The sequence below is a fragment of the Halococcus sp. AFM35 genome, assembly GCF_051195015.1.
Classification (GTDB): Archaea; Halobacteriota; Halobacteria; order Halobacteriales; family Halococcaceae; genus Halococcus.
This window is the reverse complement of sequence record NZ_JBNTJU010000003.1, coordinates 56418-71964: the sequence shown is the minus strand read 5'-3', so window position 1 is coordinate 71964 and position 15547 is coordinate 56418. Positions and strand designations below refer to the sequence as shown.

Annotated in this window: 16 protein-coding genes; 8 read left to right on the top strand and 8 right to left on the bottom strand. The window is 65.5% G+C overall.

The window, feature by feature from the left end; translation table 11 throughout:
- The first annotated feature begins 104 nt into the window (after nucleotides 1–104).
- On the top strand, nucleotides 105–1451 hold the full coding sequence (locus tag ACQUQO_RS03360; protein WP_435076532.1) for a sulfatase: 1347 nt from the start codon (nucleotides 105–107) through the stop codon (nucleotides 1449–1451).
- Nucleotides 1452–1901: 450 nt separating this feature from the next.
- Here ACQUQO_RS03360 and ACQUQO_RS03355 read toward each other — a convergent pair whose 3' ends face one another.
- Nucleotides 1902–2084, bottom strand: a complete 183-nt coding sequence (locus tag ACQUQO_RS03355) for a hypothetical protein (protein ID WP_435076531.1) — start codon at nucleotides 2082–2084, stop codon at nucleotides 1902–1904.
- Nucleotides 2085–2181: 97 nt separating this feature from the next.
- Nucleotides 2182–2976 (bottom strand): polyprenol monophosphomannose synthase, encoded by a 795-nt coding sequence (locus tag ACQUQO_RS03350; RefSeq protein WP_435076530.1) that lies wholly within the window; start codon nucleotides 2974–2976, stop codon nucleotides 2182–2184.
- A gap of 134 nt (nucleotides 2977–3110) precedes the next feature.
- Between ACQUQO_RS03350 and ACQUQO_RS03345 the strand changes: the two genes are divergently transcribed.
- Complete coding sequence (locus tag ACQUQO_RS03345) at nucleotides 3111–3650, top strand: PH domain-containing protein (protein WP_435076529.1); 540 nt, start codon at nucleotides 3111–3113, stop codon at nucleotides 3648–3650.
- A gap of 1 nt (nucleotide 3651) precedes the next feature.
- Complete coding sequence (locus ACQUQO_RS03340; protein ID WP_435076528.1) at nucleotides 3652–3918, top strand: hypothetical protein; 267 nt, start codon at nucleotides 3652–3654, stop codon at nucleotides 3916–3918.
- An 8-nt stretch (nucleotides 3919–3926) separates the two neighbouring features.
- Here ACQUQO_RS03340 and ACQUQO_RS03335 read toward each other — a convergent pair whose 3' ends face one another.
- Together ACQUQO_RS03335 and btuC are read right to left on the bottom strand one after the other, a co-directional pair.
- On the bottom strand, nucleotides 3927–4736 hold the full coding sequence (locus ACQUQO_RS03335) for a heme ABC transporter ATP-binding protein (protein WP_435076527.1): 810 nt from the start codon (nucleotides 4734–4736) through the stop codon (nucleotides 3927–3929).
- Nucleotides 4733–5794 carry a vitamin B12 ABC transporter permease BtuC gene (btuC, locus tag ACQUQO_RS03330; RefSeq protein ID WP_435076526.1) on the bottom strand — a complete coding sequence of 354 codons (1062 nt, stop codon included), beginning with the start codon at nucleotides 5792–5794 and terminating at the stop codon, nucleotides 4733–4735. The genes ACQUQO_RS03335 and btuC overlap by 4 nt, the downstream gene beginning before the upstream one ends.
- A 61-nt stretch (nucleotides 5795–5855) precedes the next feature.
- Here btuC and ACQUQO_RS03325 point away from each other — a divergent pair, with 61 nt between their 5' ends.
- Genes ACQUQO_RS03325 through ACQUQO_RS03315 form a run of 3 tightly spaced genes read left to right on the top strand, consistent with a single transcriptional unit; the run spans nucleotide 5856 to nucleotide 7615 of the window.
- Complete coding sequence (locus ACQUQO_RS03325; RefSeq protein WP_435076525.1) at nucleotides 5856–7073, top strand: PGF-CTERM-anchored ABC transporter substrate-binding protein; 1218 nt, start codon at nucleotides 5856–5858, stop codon at nucleotides 7071–7073.
- 45 nt (nucleotides 7074–7118) lie between these two features.
- Nucleotides 7119–7397, top strand: a complete 279-nt coding sequence (gene srp19, locus ACQUQO_RS03320; protein ID WP_435076524.1) for a signal recognition particle subunit SRP19 — start codon at nucleotides 7119–7121, stop codon at nucleotides 7395–7397.
- Nucleotides 7394–7615: an H/ACA ribonucleoprotein complex subunit GAR1 gene (locus ACQUQO_RS03315; RefSeq protein ID WP_435076523.1), complete on the top strand. Its 222-nt coding sequence runs from the start codon at nucleotides 7394–7396 to the stop codon at nucleotides 7613–7615. The genes srp19 and ACQUQO_RS03315 overlap by 4 nt, the downstream gene beginning before the upstream one ends.
- Before the next feature lie 40 nt (nucleotides 7616–7655).
- On the opposite strand, the gene ACQUQO_RS03310 is transcribed toward ACQUQO_RS03315, so the two are convergent.
- Entirely contained in the window at nucleotides 7656–8267 is a 612-nt protein-coding gene (locus ACQUQO_RS03310) for a DUF1616 domain-containing protein (RefSeq protein ID WP_435076522.1), read from the bottom strand.
- Nucleotides 8268–8600: 333 nt separating this feature from the next.
- Nucleotides 8601–9791 carry an endonuclease/exonuclease/phosphatase family protein gene (locus ACQUQO_RS03305; protein WP_435076521.1) on the bottom strand — a complete coding sequence of 397 codons (1191 nt, stop codon included), beginning with the start codon at nucleotides 9789–9791 and terminating at the stop codon, nucleotides 8601–8603.
- A gap of 158 nt (nucleotides 9792–9949) precedes the next feature.
- Here ACQUQO_RS03305 and ACQUQO_RS03300 point away from each other — a divergent pair, with 158 nt between their 5' ends.
- The gene (locus tag ACQUQO_RS03300; protein WP_435076520.1) at nucleotides 9950–11758 is read left to right on the top strand and encodes an alkaline phosphatase PhoX; all 1809 of its coding nucleotides are present in this window, start codon (nucleotides 9950–9952) and stop codon (nucleotides 11756–11758) included.
- A 359-nt stretch (nucleotides 11759–12117) separates the two neighbouring features.
- Here the strand turns inward: ACQUQO_RS03300 and ACQUQO_RS03295 are convergent, their stop codons facing one another.
- Nucleotides 12118–12984 (bottom strand): YihY/virulence factor BrkB family protein, encoded by an 867-nt coding sequence (locus ACQUQO_RS03295; RefSeq protein WP_435076519.1) that lies wholly within the window; start codon nucleotides 12982–12984, stop codon nucleotides 12118–12120.
- Between the two features lie 94 nt (nucleotides 12985–13078).
- Between ACQUQO_RS03295 and ACQUQO_RS03290 the strand changes: the two genes are divergently transcribed.
- The gene (locus tag ACQUQO_RS03290) at nucleotides 13079–14089 is read left to right on the top strand and encodes a presenilin family intramembrane aspartyl protease PSH (protein WP_435076518.1); all 1011 of its coding nucleotides are present in this window, start codon (nucleotides 13079–13081) and stop codon (nucleotides 14087–14089) included.
- Here the strand turns inward: ACQUQO_RS03290 and ACQUQO_RS03285 are convergent, their stop codons facing one another.
- The gene (locus ACQUQO_RS03285) at nucleotides 14090–15538 is read right to left on the bottom strand and encodes an amidase (protein ID WP_435076517.1); all 1449 of its coding nucleotides are present in this window, start codon (nucleotides 15536–15538) and stop codon (nucleotides 14090–14092) included.
- Nucleotides 15539–15547: the final 9 nt, after the last annotated feature.

The window sequence follows — 15547 nt, the reverse complement described above, 5'->3', positions numbered from 1 at the left end:
TAAATGTTCGTGGATTTAGACGATTTCGCTCACAGGGTTCGTTGGGTGCGAGCCGCAACGACGAATGACAAAACAAATGGCCGGGCGCGCAGTGGTGGCGACCAATGAAGACGCTGCTGCTGACCATCGACGCGTGGCGTGCCACCCACGCCTCGTTCATGCCCGATGCGGTGGGCGAGCACACGCCGAACCTCGCGGCGCTCGCCGAGGAGGGGGCCGTCTTTTCGCAAGCCGTGAGCCACGGCCCGGCGACGCCGTACGCCTTTCCATCCATCTTCACCTCGACGCTGCCGCTCGACTATGGAGGGTACGAGCAGCTGAGCGACGAGCGGACGCTGGTGAGCGAGGCCCTCCACGAGGCCGGCTGGAGTGCTGCGGGCGTCCACGCGAACCCGTGGCTCGGCGAGAAATACGGGTACGGGCGGGGTTACGACATCTACCGCGACGTCGGCGAGTTCGGGCTTCCGGGGCTGGAACGAGGCCGGCAGTTCCTGCTCGACAACTTCTCGCTCGATAGCCCCGTGTATCGGGCGGCCCAATCGCTCTATCGCACAGTCCAGGAACCGCTGCGGATGCTGGGCGGCGATGCGGCCGAGATAGAGGTCGCCCGGAAGGCACTCGATGAGTCGAGCGACGAGACGTTCGTCTGGACGCACCTGCTCGAACCGCATGCACCATACACACCACCGAAGCGCCACCGCGAGGCCGTCGGCGTTCCCGAAACCGATGCGACGCCATCTCAGCTCGTCACGCGCGCCCAGCACGGTCCCGAGGAGTTCACCGAGCGCGAGCGTGAGGTCGTCCGCGGACTCTACGCCGCGTCGGTCCGCCACGCCGACGAGAAGGCGGGGAAGCTCCTCGAAGCCGTCGATGACGACACCCTCGTCATCGTGACCGCCGACCACGGCGAGGCGCTGTTCGAACACGGTCAGGTGGGTCACGAGCCGGCGCTGTACGACGAACTCACGCACGTGCCGCTGCTCGTTCGTCCGCCGGGCGGCGCGGCGGAAGGACTGGTCGAGACGCAGGCCCGCCATCTCGACATCGCGCCGACGGTTCTCGACTACGCGGGCGTCGAACCACCGGAATCCTATCGCGGGCGCTCGCTCCGGCCGGCCGTCGAGGGCGAGGGGATGAGCGACGAGGTGGCCATCTCGGAGGTCGCTTCTTCAGCGACCGAACCGGGTCGACTCGCACCGGAGGAGCTACAGGTCGCGGCCCGCACGCCGGCGCGAAAGCTCATTCATGCCGACGGCGAGGTTCGCGGCTTTGACCTTCAGAACGACCCCGAAGAACGTGAGCCGATTGCCGACCCAAAGGGCGACGACTGGGACGACCTCCGAGCGGCGCTCGACGACCGGCTCGCGGCCATCGAGGTCGGCGAGACTGAGGACATCGAGCGCGACGAGGAGGTCCAAGAGCGCCTCCGGAATCTCGGCTATATCGACTGACTGGGGCTGCGGTGCGGCAGCAGTGCCGCGGCTGCGGTCGCGGTGCTGTTGGGGTCCCTGGCGGATGAAGGGCGAACGAGCGGCGGGCGGTGCGAACGAAGTGAGCACCGCCAAGCGAACGGGGAGCGAAGCGACCCGTGAGCGGAGCGAGTGAGGGCTTCTGCGGCCGGTGCGGTGGCTGTGCGGTTGTGGGGGATGTCCGCGCGAGTGGAACGAGCGCGGTTCACGAGAGATACGAAGCGTCTCTCTGGCTCTCGTTCGCTCCCTGCGCTCGCTCACGGTGTTCTCGTGAGCGAGCGCAGGGAGCGCGAGTGAGCGGGTGTTTTTAGTCCACTGGAAGACTCGCTTCGCTTGTCTTCCAAGCTCTGCTTCGCTTCGCTCAGCAGAACAGGTTTTTACTCGTCGGGTTGGCGAACGGAGTGAGCCAACCCCCCGTCTAAAAAGTGGGGTTTAGAGACTCCACTGCGGGTCGGCGGGCTCCCACGAGACGGGGTCGGTATCGACGGGGCTGAGACCCCGGTGGTCCCGACAGGGTGCGCCCGGAACCGACACCTCGTGCAGACACGGGCCGTCGTCGGTGGGGCGGGCACAGACCGGTCTCCCACCCGCGGTCGGATAGACGGTGCTTGCCATACCTATTCGGTGGTGCTACCGGAAAAAGACGCCGGGGCCTGCGAATGCTCGCCGTATATATCCGGGCCGCTGTTCGCTATCGACGGTGCATTCGGCGTCACGTGGTCGAGCGCCGGAGCCGCCAGATGTGTTCGAGGAACTCGAAGTATTCGTCGGAAGTGAGCTTCGACTCGCCGCGCTCGCGCTCGGTGAACACGTACGGGATTTCGACGACGCGCTCGTAGTCGCATTTCATCAGCACTTCGAGCAGGATTTTATACCCCGTGGGCGCGAGCGCGACGTCGTCAATGAGTTCGCGCCGGATGGCGAAGAAGCCGCTCATCGGGTCGGCGATGCCCCGCGTCGGCGGCAGGGCGAGTTTGGTGATTGCCATCGCGCCGCGGCTGACGATTCGCCGGAAGCGCGACCAGTTCTCGACGCCGCCGCCGGCGACGTGGCGGCTACCGATGGCGATGTCGGCCCCGTCCTCGAACGCCGCGATGAGTTCGGGCAGCTTCTCGGGTGGATGCTGGAGGTCGGCGTCGATGACCGCACAGCACTCGTAGCTGGCCTCGTCGAAGCCCCGTGAGACGGCGGTCGCAAGCCCCGACTCTTCGGTGCGGCGCACGATGCGGACCGTCTCGGCGTCTTCGTACGAGTTCGCGACGAGTTGCCACGTCTTGTCCGGCGAGTCGTCGTCGACGACCACGATCTCGAAGCGGTAGTCTGCGAGGGCATCCCGGCAGCGCTCGACGACGCGCTCGATGTTCTCGCGCTCGTTGTACGTCGGGATGATGATGGAGACCGAGCGCCCACGACTCGCCGTCGACCGTTCGTCGCGGCGGCTGTACTCCGTTCCCGACTGGCTGTCGGTTGCGATTCCGCGGCCGCGTGTGCTGGGGCGCTCGGTCACGACGACTGCCCATCCACGCCGGGGGCTAAAAACCGTTAGCACTTCCGGCGAGGCCCGTCACGATTTGGCCACCGCGGCCGGGCGATGGTGTGAGGACACAACCTGTAAGTTCGTGCTCGCCCGTAGTTCAGGGGATGAGTTCGGCCGCCGCAGCGAGCGAGTGGGTCCATCTCACCGGTGACGAGCGCGTGCTCTGGGCCGGCACGCCGAGTCTCTATCCGGTGCTTCCGACGATTACGTTCGCGCTCGCATTGGGCGTGTTCGGCGTCTGGCTCTACCGAGATATCTCGCTCCCGCTGGTTCCGGAGTGGTCTGCGCTCGCGCTCGTGCCGATAGGGACGGTCGTCGCCGCGTGGGCGTATCTCTCGCGCTGGAGCACGCGCTACGTGTTCACGACGAGAGCCGTCTACGAGAAGCGGGGATTGCTCTCCCGAACCGTCACGCAGGTCCGCTTCGACCGCGTGCAGAACACCGCCTTCGAGCAGTCGCTCGTCGAGCGCAGCCTTTCCTATGGTGACATCGAAATCTACACTGCCGGCACTGGCGGGGTGAACCTCTCGTTGGGCGACGTGCCCGACCCGAAACGGGTGAACGCGCTCGTGACGACCCGCCTCGGCGAGACCGCTCGGCAGGAACGACCGCACCGCTCGACCGACGAGCACCCGACGGTGTAGCATGCCGGACGAACGGTGGTTCGGACCGCATCCACGGACCGCGACGCGACTGGTCGTCATCGGCACGGTGTTTCTCGGCCTTTTCGTCCAGTTCCGCGAGCCGCTGGCGACGCTTTCGGAACTGCTCCTCGATGGGGTCTCCGGACGGGAACTGACGCTCGCGCTCCTCGCACTGCTCTCGGCGCTCGTACCGCTGCTGGTCGCCACCGCACTCGCCGACGCGCTCTACGACCGCTATCTTGCCGACGACGCTGATAGCGAAGGATAACGGTCCGATCAGTCGTCCACCGTCGGTGGATTCGTTCTTCGGGGTTCGTCGCCGGTGAGCGCCGTAACGTCGGGCGTTCCGGTGACCGGATGACTCGTCACCGCCGCGTCGGTCCCGAAGGCACGCTCGACGTTCGACTCCGTGAGGACGTCCCCGGGAGCACCAGTGGCGAGCAGTTCCCCATCGGCGACGAGTGCGAGCCGGTCACAGAAGCGCGCGGCAAGCGAGAGGTCGTGAATCGCACAGAGCGCCGCCCGCCCCTCGGCGACGAACTCGCGGACCAGCGAGAGAATCCGTACTTGGTGGTCGATGTCGAGACTGGCGGTCGGCTCGTCGAGCAGGAGTACATCGGGGTCCTGACAGAGTGCGCGCGCGACCACGACCCGCTGGCGCTCGCCCCCGCTTACCTCGTCGATGGTCCGGTCGGCGAAGCGCGCGACGTCGGTGCGCGCCATCGCCCGTTCGGTGTGCTCACGGTCCGATTGTGAAACGCGCTCGAACCGCGAGCGGTAGGGGGTCCGACCCATCGCCACCACCTCGCGGACGGGAAACGAAAACGAGAGGCTCGTCTCTTGGGGGACGGTCGCCACCCGGCGGGCGAGCGCACGCGCCGAGAGGTCCGACACCTCGTCGCCGGCGACCTCGACCGTGCCGGCCGTCGGTTCGAGGGTTCCGTTGATGGTACCCACGAGCGTGCTCTTGCCCGCGCCGTTCGGCCCGACCAGCCCGACGAGTTCGCCGCGCTCGACGCCGAGGTGCACGTCGTCGAGCGCCTGCACGTCATCGAAGGCCACCGAGAGGTCCTCGATGGCGATCACAACGCATGCACCTCCCGACGACGGAGCAGATAGAGGAAGAAGGGTGCGCCGACCGCCGCCGTCACGATTCCTACAGGTAATTCGGCGGGACCGGAGCGTGCGAGCGTGTCCGCAGCGACGAGGAAGACGCTGCCGGCGAGCGCGCTCGTCGGCAACAGAATCCGGTGGTCGGGACCGACGAGCAGGCGCATCACGTGGGGGACGATGAGTCCGACGAAGCCGATGACGCCAGAGACCGCGACCGCGCCGGCAGTCAAGACACTTGAAAGGGCGAGCAGGACGCGCTTGCTGCGTTCGACCTCGATGCCGAGCGAATGGGCTTCGTTCTCGCCCAGCAGGAGGACGTTGAGGTCGCGCGCGTAGGCCGCGAGCACGGCGACAACGACGAGTGCGACCGGCAGCGTCGTGATGACGTCGCTCCAGCCGGCGTTGTGGAGATGGCCCATCAGCCAGTAAGTCACCCGTTCGAGGCTCTCGCCGGACTGGAGCATCAGATAGGAGATAACAGCCCCCAGGAAGGTCTGGACCGCGACGCCGGCGAGCAGGAGGGTGGCGACGGGCGTTTTTCCATGTTCGGTGGCGATGAGGTACACCCCGAAGGCGGCGACGAGCGCGCCGGCGAAGGCCGACCCCTGCAAGCCGAGGGCGAACGGCAGTCCGATTGGAAGGACGATCCACGCGACCGCGCCCGTCGCCGCCCCAGTAGAAACGCCGATAATCGAGGGGTCGGCCATCGGGTTTCGGAAGAATCCCTGCATCACCGTCCCGGACGCGCCGAGGGCGAAGCCGACGACCGCCGCGAGCGCGATGCGCGGCAGTCGAATGTCCATAACGATTGTCGCGGCGGTCTCGGGAACCGCGAACGAAAACGAGGGAAGCGCGTCGAGAATCACCCGCGCCACGACCTCGTATCCGATGCCGACCGGCCCGAGCGTCGCGCTTGCGAGGACCGCGACGACCAGCGCGACCGAGAGACCGACCGACCACGCGAGTGCGCGCGAGCCGACCGTGCTGTGGGCGTCGGCCGGCGCGACAGCCGTGGACGCCTCGCCATCCATGACACCAACTGCGGTTGGGTTAGGTAAATACTTATTGCACACCGCCACAGGCTTCGTGTATATGCTCTCGAAGGTAGCGAGCGCGGCGATGGTACTGTTGGTCGTGGCCGCCGGTATCGGGCCGGCCGCGGCGGCACCGGCCGAACTGGGGTCCCATCCCGCACAGACCGCGAACTGTTCGTTCCCGGTAACGGCGACCGACGCCACGGGAACCGAGGTGACCGTCGAGAACGAACCTCAAAGAGTGGTTGCGCTCGGGGCGAGCACCGCCCAGACGCTGTGGGAGGTCGGCGCGAAGGAGAAGGTCGTCGGGATGCCGGTAAATCCCACGACGGCGTATCTGAACGGGTCGGCCAACCGGACGAACATCTATCGGGCCGATGGGTTCACCGTGGCCACCGAACAGGTGGTCGGACTCGAACCCGACCTCGTGCTCGCGCCGAACATCGTCCCGAACGAGACGGTCGAAACGCTTCGCGGGGCGGGACTCACGGTCTATAAGTTCGGCTTCGGACGCTCGCTCGCGGACATCTACGCGAAGACCAATCGGACGGGCGAGCTCGTCGGTGCGTGCGAGGAAGCGGCGGAGACGGCCGCGGACACCAGAGAGCGCGTGAACACCATCCGGCAGGCCGTCGAGGGGGCGGACAGCCCACGGGTGCTGTACCCGATGAGTGGCGGCTTCGCGGCAGGCAACGGGACGTTCATCCACGCGGTCATGGAGACCGCCGGCGGCGACAACATCGCCGCGAACGCCGGCATCGAGGGCTACAAACCGATCAGCAACGAGACCATCGCCCAGCGGAATCCGGAGTGGATAATCACATCGAACGCCACGGCGATTCCCACGGGCGAACCGTACGCGAGCACGACGGCAATCCAGCGGAACCAGACCGTCGTCGTCAGCTCCAACCTCATCAGCCAGCCCGGTCCCCGGGTGGTGGTTCCGATGACGAAAATCGCCCGAAACCTCCATCCAGAGGCGATGCAGGAGGCGAACCTGAGCAACACGACCACCGCACAGCCGACCGCGGCCGATGGTGGCAACGCGACCGCGACGACCACGAGCGAAGCCGGAACGACGGTCGCAACCGACGGTGGCGCATCGACTGATGACACCACCGCAGAAACCGCCGTCGATGCGTCCGGCGGGGCGACCGACGGAGCGACCGGCACCGACGCGGGCACCACGACGAGTTCGGGGAGCGGTCCCGGCTTCGGCGTGCTGGCGGCAGCCATCGCGCTCCTCGGCGCGGCGCTGCTCGGCCGACGGACCTAAGAGCGTGTCACAAGCGGTTTATCCGCCGGGCGGCGAACCCGCCGTATGGTCGAGAACGTCATCTGGCCGGCCTATCTCGATGCCGAGTTGAGTCGCAGCGAGGGCCGGCGCGTGCCCCGAAGCGTCGCCGTCCCGGAGCCGACCGTCGACGAAATCGCGCGCGCGGCCGGACAGGTCGGCTACGATGTGGCCATCGAGCGCGAGAAGACGTATCCACGCGAGTACGCCCCACGAGGCCGCGTCCTCATCAAGGACGCCGACGACGACGGCAAATCCGATCTTCTCCAAGCCATCGCGGCCTACGTCACCGCACTCCGGGAATGAAACGCGCCGGCGAGGTCGTCGGCGTCGCACAGGGGCTGGCCATCGTGCGCACGCCCGACGAGAGCCATCCAGACATCGGGACGCGACTGCTCGAACAGGACCTCTCGACGGCGGGTCAGGTGGTCGACGTGTTCGGTCCCGTCGAGCGGCCGTTTCTGGCGGTGGATACCACGAACAGCCCGGCGGCGCTGCTCGGCGTGCGGCTGTATAGCGAGTGACGTCAACGGGGTACCGTGTATCTCCGAAATCGCCGCCCGGCTACGACGGTCGGTTCGTCCGCTGGGAACTGTTGACGGTGATCGGGATTCCGAAGTACTGATAGGCGTTGCCGGTCGTCGGCGTCGCCGGCGGGTCGGATTTGTAGAGCAAGAACGTGAGCAGGAGTCGTTGTCCGGTCATGTTCGGAACGACGGTGCGCGTCGTCGTTCGGCTCTCGCTGGCCGCAAGGCCGGTCGTGAACCGGTCGAGCATCCGTCGTTCGGTCACCGATGCATCCGAGCCAGTACCGTTGAGGCGTACGATCTGTACCACGGTCGTGTAATTCGTTCGTTGTCCCTCCTTGTTGTCGATGGTCACGGATACTGTCACCGGCTGTCCGGCGACGAACGTTCTGGGTCCGAGGCTGGCGTTGCTCCGGGGACTGCCGCCGGTGAAGAGCGTGTACGACCGATTGGCCGTCACTGTCGAACCACCGGCGGGAGTCGCTGCCGAAGTGCCCGTCGAACCTGTCGATGCCGCCGAGGACGTCCCCACCGAACCGTTCGCGGGTCCGGCCGCCGTGGTCGTCGTTCCCGGGCCACCGAAGACGCCGGTACAACCGCTGGCGACGACTATCGTGAGGACCAAGAGGGGACCCAGTATGCGAGCCATACAGGTCCAGTTCGTGGTAGTGACTTAACTGTGGGTACTCCCCGAAACGGCAACCGGAGTCGGTTGCGGTCGCTTTCGTTGTTCATGGCCGGACCGGCCGGTGGAGGCGTACTGTCGTGAGTCGTGGAACCGTTCGTACTTTCCAGTGTACGGGATTCTTGACCGACTGAGACCAGCGCAACCGATTCAGAGGACGTGTCCATCCAACCCACCACCACGAGTCGGCCGAACAACGATGAAGCCCCGAGGGGCGGAAGGGAGGGACCATCAGCAACTGCGTGACTCGATTCTCCACATACTGGTCCCCACAGACCCCCGGAGCACTTCGACGGCTCAACCACCGAGCGTGATATCAGCTCGAACGAGACGGTGGTCTGAGGCAGCGCGGACATCGTCTCCAAGACCGCGTTTGTTTGCGCTTTTGCTCGGCCAGACGACTGCCGAACGGTGGAGACCGAGATCCGGCGAGGGAAGGACGTAATCGACTTGCGATTCGAACGTGGCAGTCCAGTAGCGCGAGCGTGCGCCGTCTTGCTGTGCGCCGCCGGGGCTGGTCGGAAACCGTCGAGTGAGGAAGTCGTCGTTTTCGACGAAGAACTCGGTGGCAGCGCTGAGGCTCTCCGCATCGCCGGGCGCGGCGTTCATATCGCCCATCAGGACGTACGAAGCGTCGCCATCGAGACCACCTCGCGTGCCCGAATCGTCGTAGAGATAGTCGGCTCCGGCGACGTAGTCGGCGAACAGTCGAATCTCGTCGTGACAGCGTTTCCCATTGAAGTTTCCTGCTCCGTCGAAGACGGGCGGCGTGGGATGGGCCGCGAGCGCGTGGACGGTATCACCGTCGACCGCGATGGGGACGTCAACATGGGTCTTCGAGGAGAGACGAAATCGTTCGGCCTCCGTGTCGGTGAGATACATCTCGGTACTCGGATCACGAGGAAGCAGACCGTTAGGCATGTCCGACCAGCGGAACGTCCGGAACGAGCGAATCGCGTCTTCTCGAATCGGATACCGGCTGAGAATCGCCAGTGCGTACTGACCGGGATAGACGCCGAAACCGTACGCATCGTTGCCGTAGGTGCGGTCGCCGGGCGTGTCGTCGATAGTGCCGTTATTATCCAAGTCTAGCCCGCTGTGGACACCGGTGTTGCTCTTCGGGACGTGGATATACGGATACTCCAATCCGTTGAGACCACGGTGCTGGGGAACGTTCAGGTAGTTCTCGGCGAACGCGCGGGCGTTCGCCCGGTCGGTCGGAACGTCCCTGACGGCGCTCTCTTGGTAGTTGTTCGTGAGTTCGTTGAGCACGAGTACGTCCGGACGGACCTCCTGAATGACGCGTGCGGCGGCCGCGGCCTGCTCGTCGCCCGGTGACTGAACCTGTTCGGTTCGGAGGTCGGTGACGTTGTACGTGGCGAACGTCTCCTCGTTCGGCTTCGCACTTGCGCTTCCGGCGATGCCGGTGCCGATAGTCGACGCGCCCGTGAGCACGAGAAACCCACGGCGGGTGATAGCTCGTTGCACGTTCCGCTGTTTCGCCGCTCGAACAAAAGCGTTGTTACGGTGATTTTGCCGTGACTACTGACCCACAGATACCCGTCTATTGCTCTCTTGTGCTCTCTGTATTCATTGTTATTATAGAGGCAATAGTTTGATGTGGCAACGGTAGGATGAACGAGCGTATGTCCGACTACTCGCGGCGCGACGTGATAGCGATCCTGACGGCTGCAGGGCTTGGTGGCGTAGCGAGCGACCCGGTGGCTGCCCGCGGTCGTGGACGTGGGAGGGGTAACGAGCACGACCATGACGACGGGCCAACGCTCAACCGTCTCGCCACGACAGTGCGTGGCGCGGAAATCACCGGTATGTTCCTCACTCAGAACGGCCGGTTCTTCTTCAACGTCCAGCATCCGGACGCGACAAACGACGATCCGTACGACGAAGGGACCGTCGGCGCGCTCACCGGCGCGACCCTCGATGACCTTCCTGAGGACTTTGCCAGCGTGCAGGTCCCGGAGAACGGGGAGGAAAGCGAGACGGTCCATACCGCCGTCGGCCGTCACCAACCGCTCGCAAACGGTGGCGACCCGACCGACGATGGAAGGCAGTTCGGGGTTCCGTACTCGGCGGCGGGCGACCCGATGACCGATGGAAACGTCCCCGACTACAACGGATTCGTTCCCGCCGAGCATCCGAACGAGGCCTACCTATTCACCAACTGGGAGACCGCCCCGGGGATGGTGAGTCGGCTCCACCTCCGCATGCGTGGCCGCCGCGGGAAGAGCACGAATCACGAGTGGGAGGTTCTGGGCAAGGAGAACGTCGACTTTCGTCCCGTCGAGGGAACGTGGAACAACTGCTTTGGAACCGTCTCGCCGTGGGGAACACCCCTGACCTCCGAAGAGTACGAACCCGACGCGAAAGCGTGGTTCGAACCGGACGAGCAGACCTACGGGAACCGCGAGCAGACGATGAAAGAGTACCTCGGATACTTCGGCAACGCCTACCGCTACGGCTACATCGTCGAACTCGAAGCACCGACGGGCGACCCCGCTCCCAGAAAGCACTACGCGATGGGACGGTTCGCCCACGAGAACGCCGTCGTCATGCCCGACCGGCGAACGGCCTACATGAGCGACGACGGCACCGGAACGGTGTTCTTCAAGTTCGTCGCCGACGAGGCGGGTGACCTCTCTTCGGGAACGCTCTACGCCGCGAAGGCCGATCAGGAATCGAGCGACGACCCTGCAACGGCTGGGTTCTCCCTCGAATGGATCGAGCTCGCTCACGGCGAGGAGGACGAAATCGAGGGCTGGATCGCCGACTACGACGGCCAAGACCCCGAGAACGACCCCGAGTACATCACCGAGCGCGAGGTCGAACGGTGGGCGAACGGGAACGCCGACGACGACCGGGTCGCCTTCCTCGAATCACGACGTGCTGCTGGTGCAATCGGCGCGACCGACGAATTTCGGAAGATGGAGGGTGTCAATATCAAGCGGGACGCCCAACCCGGCGAGTATCTCTACATGGCGATGTCGGAGATCAACGAGACGATGAGCGACGACGAGGACGACGTTCAGCTGTCGGGCAACGACTACGGCGCAGTCTACCGGATGCAACTGGACGAAAACTACGATGTCGGCCGAATGGAACCGGTCATCACGGGTGGTCCAGAGGCGAACATCTGTGGTGGCTGTCCCTACGATGCAAGCCCCAACTCGGCCAGCTCTGTGTGTGCGGACTGTTCGTTCAATCCGAATCAGGAGGAGGCCTCGGGAGTGCTCGGGACCCATGCACTCGGATCGAACTCGACGGTCGACCCGGAGAACACTATCGCCAACCCGGACAACATCGTGGTCATGGATGACGGGCGAGTGATCATCGGCGAAGACAGCGGGATGGAGAGCCACGACCCGCCGAACATGATCTGGGTCTACGACCCGGATGATTCGGGGCGTCCGGACGACGACCGCGCTCGTGGTCGCTGATAGGACACGGATGCTGCCGCAACCAGCCGCGCTATATCGGAGGTTTCGGCAGTTCTATAAAAGTCGGTATCGGTCCTCTTGCTCCGTGGGAGCGCTAGTCAGTGGCGTGGCGACGACATCATCTACCGACACGGGGTGATGCTCCCGTTACCTCTCCCTTGGCGATGGTGAATCGATGGATACGCGCACTGTATTCCTCGGGCCATATCCCCCAACTGCTGGAACGGATTGCACAAAGCTATGGATTTTCCGGTACTCTCTATCAATCGGAGCTGTTCGGTACGAGTTTCGAACGGCGGTTTATGCTTCCTCGGTGCAGTGCGTGACTGTATATGGTGACTTCATATTCCCGTCCTATCTCACCAGCGCCAGCGTCCGGCCTCACCTGACGAATCGAACGCGAGCGGTGCGTCGAGCGATTCGTCTTCGGCGTCGAGATAGCCGGAGCGCCCGGCGAGGACGACGTTCACGACCGCGCCAAAGAGGAGGACCGAGCAGCTGTAATACAGCCAGATGAGCACCAACAGCACGCCACCGACGACGCCGTAGGCGGCGTACTGGCCGGCGTAGGCGACGTAAAACTGGAAGGCGAACTCCGTCACTGCCCAGCCGAGCGCGGCGAGCACGGTCCCGGGCAGGACTTCGCGCACCGAGAGGTCGACGTCGGGGACGAAATAATAGAGGGGGAGAAAGGTCACGGAGAGACCGACGACCAGCAGGAGCGCACCGAACTGTTCGACGGCGGGAAAGAGTGGGACGAGCGCGAGCACGCCGCCGACGAGGACGACCGTGCCCACCGCGAGACCGACGGCGGCGAGAACGATGACCGCGTCCCGGAGCTGTTTGAGCAGCGATTTGGCCTCGCGCACGCCGTAGACCGCATCGAAGGCGATGTCGAGACCGCGAAAGAGCTTGAGCGCACTCCAGAGCAGGGTGAGTAAGCCGAGCGCCGAGGCTCCCGTCTGGCCCGACGGGTCGGTGAGCACATCGGCGAGCACCTCGCGCGCGCTATCGGTAAGTATCGATTCGAGCAGGCCCGTGACCTGTTGGGCGAACGCCTCGCCGCCGACGACCGAGGCGGCGACGAAGGCGAGGATGAACAGTGGAATCAACGAGAGAAAGGCGTAGAAGGCGAGGCTGCCCGCCATGAAGGTGAGGTGGTTTTCGGTCGTTTCGGCGGCCATCGCCCGCAGGATGGCGGCCGACCGCGACGAGCGGAGACGCATGCGAGGGGTTTCCCGAGAGAAGGGACGGAAACGCCTAACTCTTCGCCTTCGCCGACAACGAAACCCCGAAGGCCGCGCCCGGAGTTGATGACTCATGCACCAGCGCACGCGGGCGGTCGCGGCCGGGTCGGCCACGGTCGCCGTCTTTGTTCTGGTCCAACTCGGTGCGGTCGCGCTCGCCGGTCCCTTCCAGAGCGCCGGCTATCGTGCCGTCGAGAACCCGTCGAATCCGATCAACAGCATCGCCTACGTCGGCGCGATTCTCGTGGCGACCGCAGGGATGCTCGCGGTCATCAAATTCGGCGTCGAGTGGCTCCTCCGAGGATTCGTCATCCTTTCGAGTGGACTCATCTCGCTGTACGTCTTCTCCGTGCTCGCACCTCCCGTTTCCGTCTCTATCGGTGGCGTCGCCGTCAACCCGCTCGCGGTCGGCCCGGCGGCCCTGCTCGCGCTCGCCCTGCTGCTCTACCCCGAGTGGTACGTCATCGATGCCGCCGGCGTCGTCATGGGTGCGGGTGCCGCTGGCCTGTTCGGCATCAGTTTCGGTCTCCTGCCGGCCATCGTTCTCCTTACTGTCCTCGCGGTCTACGACGCCATTTCAGTGTATGGCACCGAGCACATGCTCACGCTCGCCGACGGCGTGATGGACCTCAAACTCCCGGTCGTGTTGGTGATTCCGCTCACCCTCTCCTATTCGTTTCTCGGCGATGCACCGTCGACCGACGGCGGAAGCGAGGCGGTCGAGGTCGACGGCGGCGATGAAACCACGGACGCAGCGAGCGCCGACCGGCCGGACGCCACCGAGCGGGACGTCTTCTTCGTCGGGTTGGGCGATGCGGTAATGCCGGCCGTGCTGGTCGCGAGCGCCGCCGTCTTCGCGCCTGCCGAGCCCCTGTTTCAGCGCTTCGCGCTCTCGCTGCCGGCGCTCACGGCGATGGTCGGCACCGTCTGTGGTCTCGTCGTCCTGCTCTGGCTCGTCATGAAGGGCCGCGCCCACGCCGGTCTTCCACTCCTGAATGGCGGCGCAATCGGCGGCTATCTCCTCGGTGCGCTCGCGGCGGGGATTCCGCTCGTGCGCGCGCTCGGTCTCGGGCCGTATCTCTGATTACTCGCCGGGTGGATAGGCGTCCTGCCACGGACGGACGCCTTCGAGCGCCGCGCTCGCCGCGAGCACCGTGTCCTCGGCGTGTCGTCGACCGACGATTTGGAGACCTATGGGGAGACCATCGACGAACCCTGCGGGTATCGATGCGACCGGATGGCCGGTGAGATTGAACGGCCACGTGAGACACCAGTCGACGACGGGGTTGGCGACCGACTCGCCATCGATTTCGCTCGGCCCGTCGCGTCCGTGCTCGAAGGGAGGCACCGCCGCGGTCGCGCTCACGAGCAGGTCGTAGTCGGCGAAGACGGACTCGATAGCGTCGTAGAACGCGGTCCGGGGGCGTTCGGATCGCTTATAGCCGAGCGCGTCCGAATCCTCACCGATACTGACGAGTGTCGCCGTCGATGGCATGAGCTGCTCGCGGTCGCCCGCCTCGATTTTCCCATCGGCTTCGAGACTATCGACCAGCGAGGCGAACAGGACAGTCGTCTGCTGGGTGAACGCATAGCGGAGGTCCGACAGCGTTCCTTCGTAGGGCGGGTCCGCGCGTTCGACCCGTTCGACGACGCCCGCGAGGTCGTCCGTCGCGTCGCCAAGCACCTCGCGGACGCGTTCAGCCACATCGAACAACCCGAGGTCGGGGCTGTACGCCACCGCGAGGCCATCCGTCGCCCGTTCTGTGCCCTCACGATAGCTGGTGTCCGATGCGGGCAGGCTGTGTGGGTCGCTCGGGTGTGGACCGGCGAAGACGTCGAGTGCGAGCGCGGCGTCCTCGACCGTGCGCGCGAGCGGGCCGGTACTCGAAAACGGCGTCGCCATGCCGAACGCATCCGGTCTGAGGGCGTTCGGCACTCGTCCGAACGAGGGTTTGATGCCGTAGACGCCACAGCAGGCGGCCGGAATCCGAATCGACCCGCCGGTATCGGACCCCTGTGCGAACGCCGCCAGCCCGTCGGCGACTGCGGCCGCGCTCCCGCCCGAGGACCCCCCTGAAATCCGCTCGGGGTCGAACGGCGTCCCCGTCCGGCCGTGCAGCGCGTTCTCGGTGACGAGTTTGTGGCCGAACTCCGGGGCGTTCGTGGTGCCGAGAACGACCGCGCCCGCGTCTTCGAGACGCTCGGTGGCGACCGCGCTTTCATCGGGGATGAACTCGCCGACCGCCGCCGACCCCATCGTCGCCGGCACGCCCGCTTTGAACCCGAAGAGGTCCTTGAGCGCGACCGGCACGCCTGCAAGCGGGCCGGGGTCCTCGCCGCGCTCTATCGCCGCCTCGATGTCGCGGGCGCGCTCGCGGGCGTCATCCTCGATGACCGTAACGTAGGCGTTGGTCACGTCGTTGCGTGCCGCGATGCGGTCGAGATAGGCGTTCACTACTGTCACCGGCGAGCGTTCGCCGGCTCGAATCTCGCGGACGAGTTCCGCCGCCGATGCGAATGGAATGTCGGACATACGGATTCG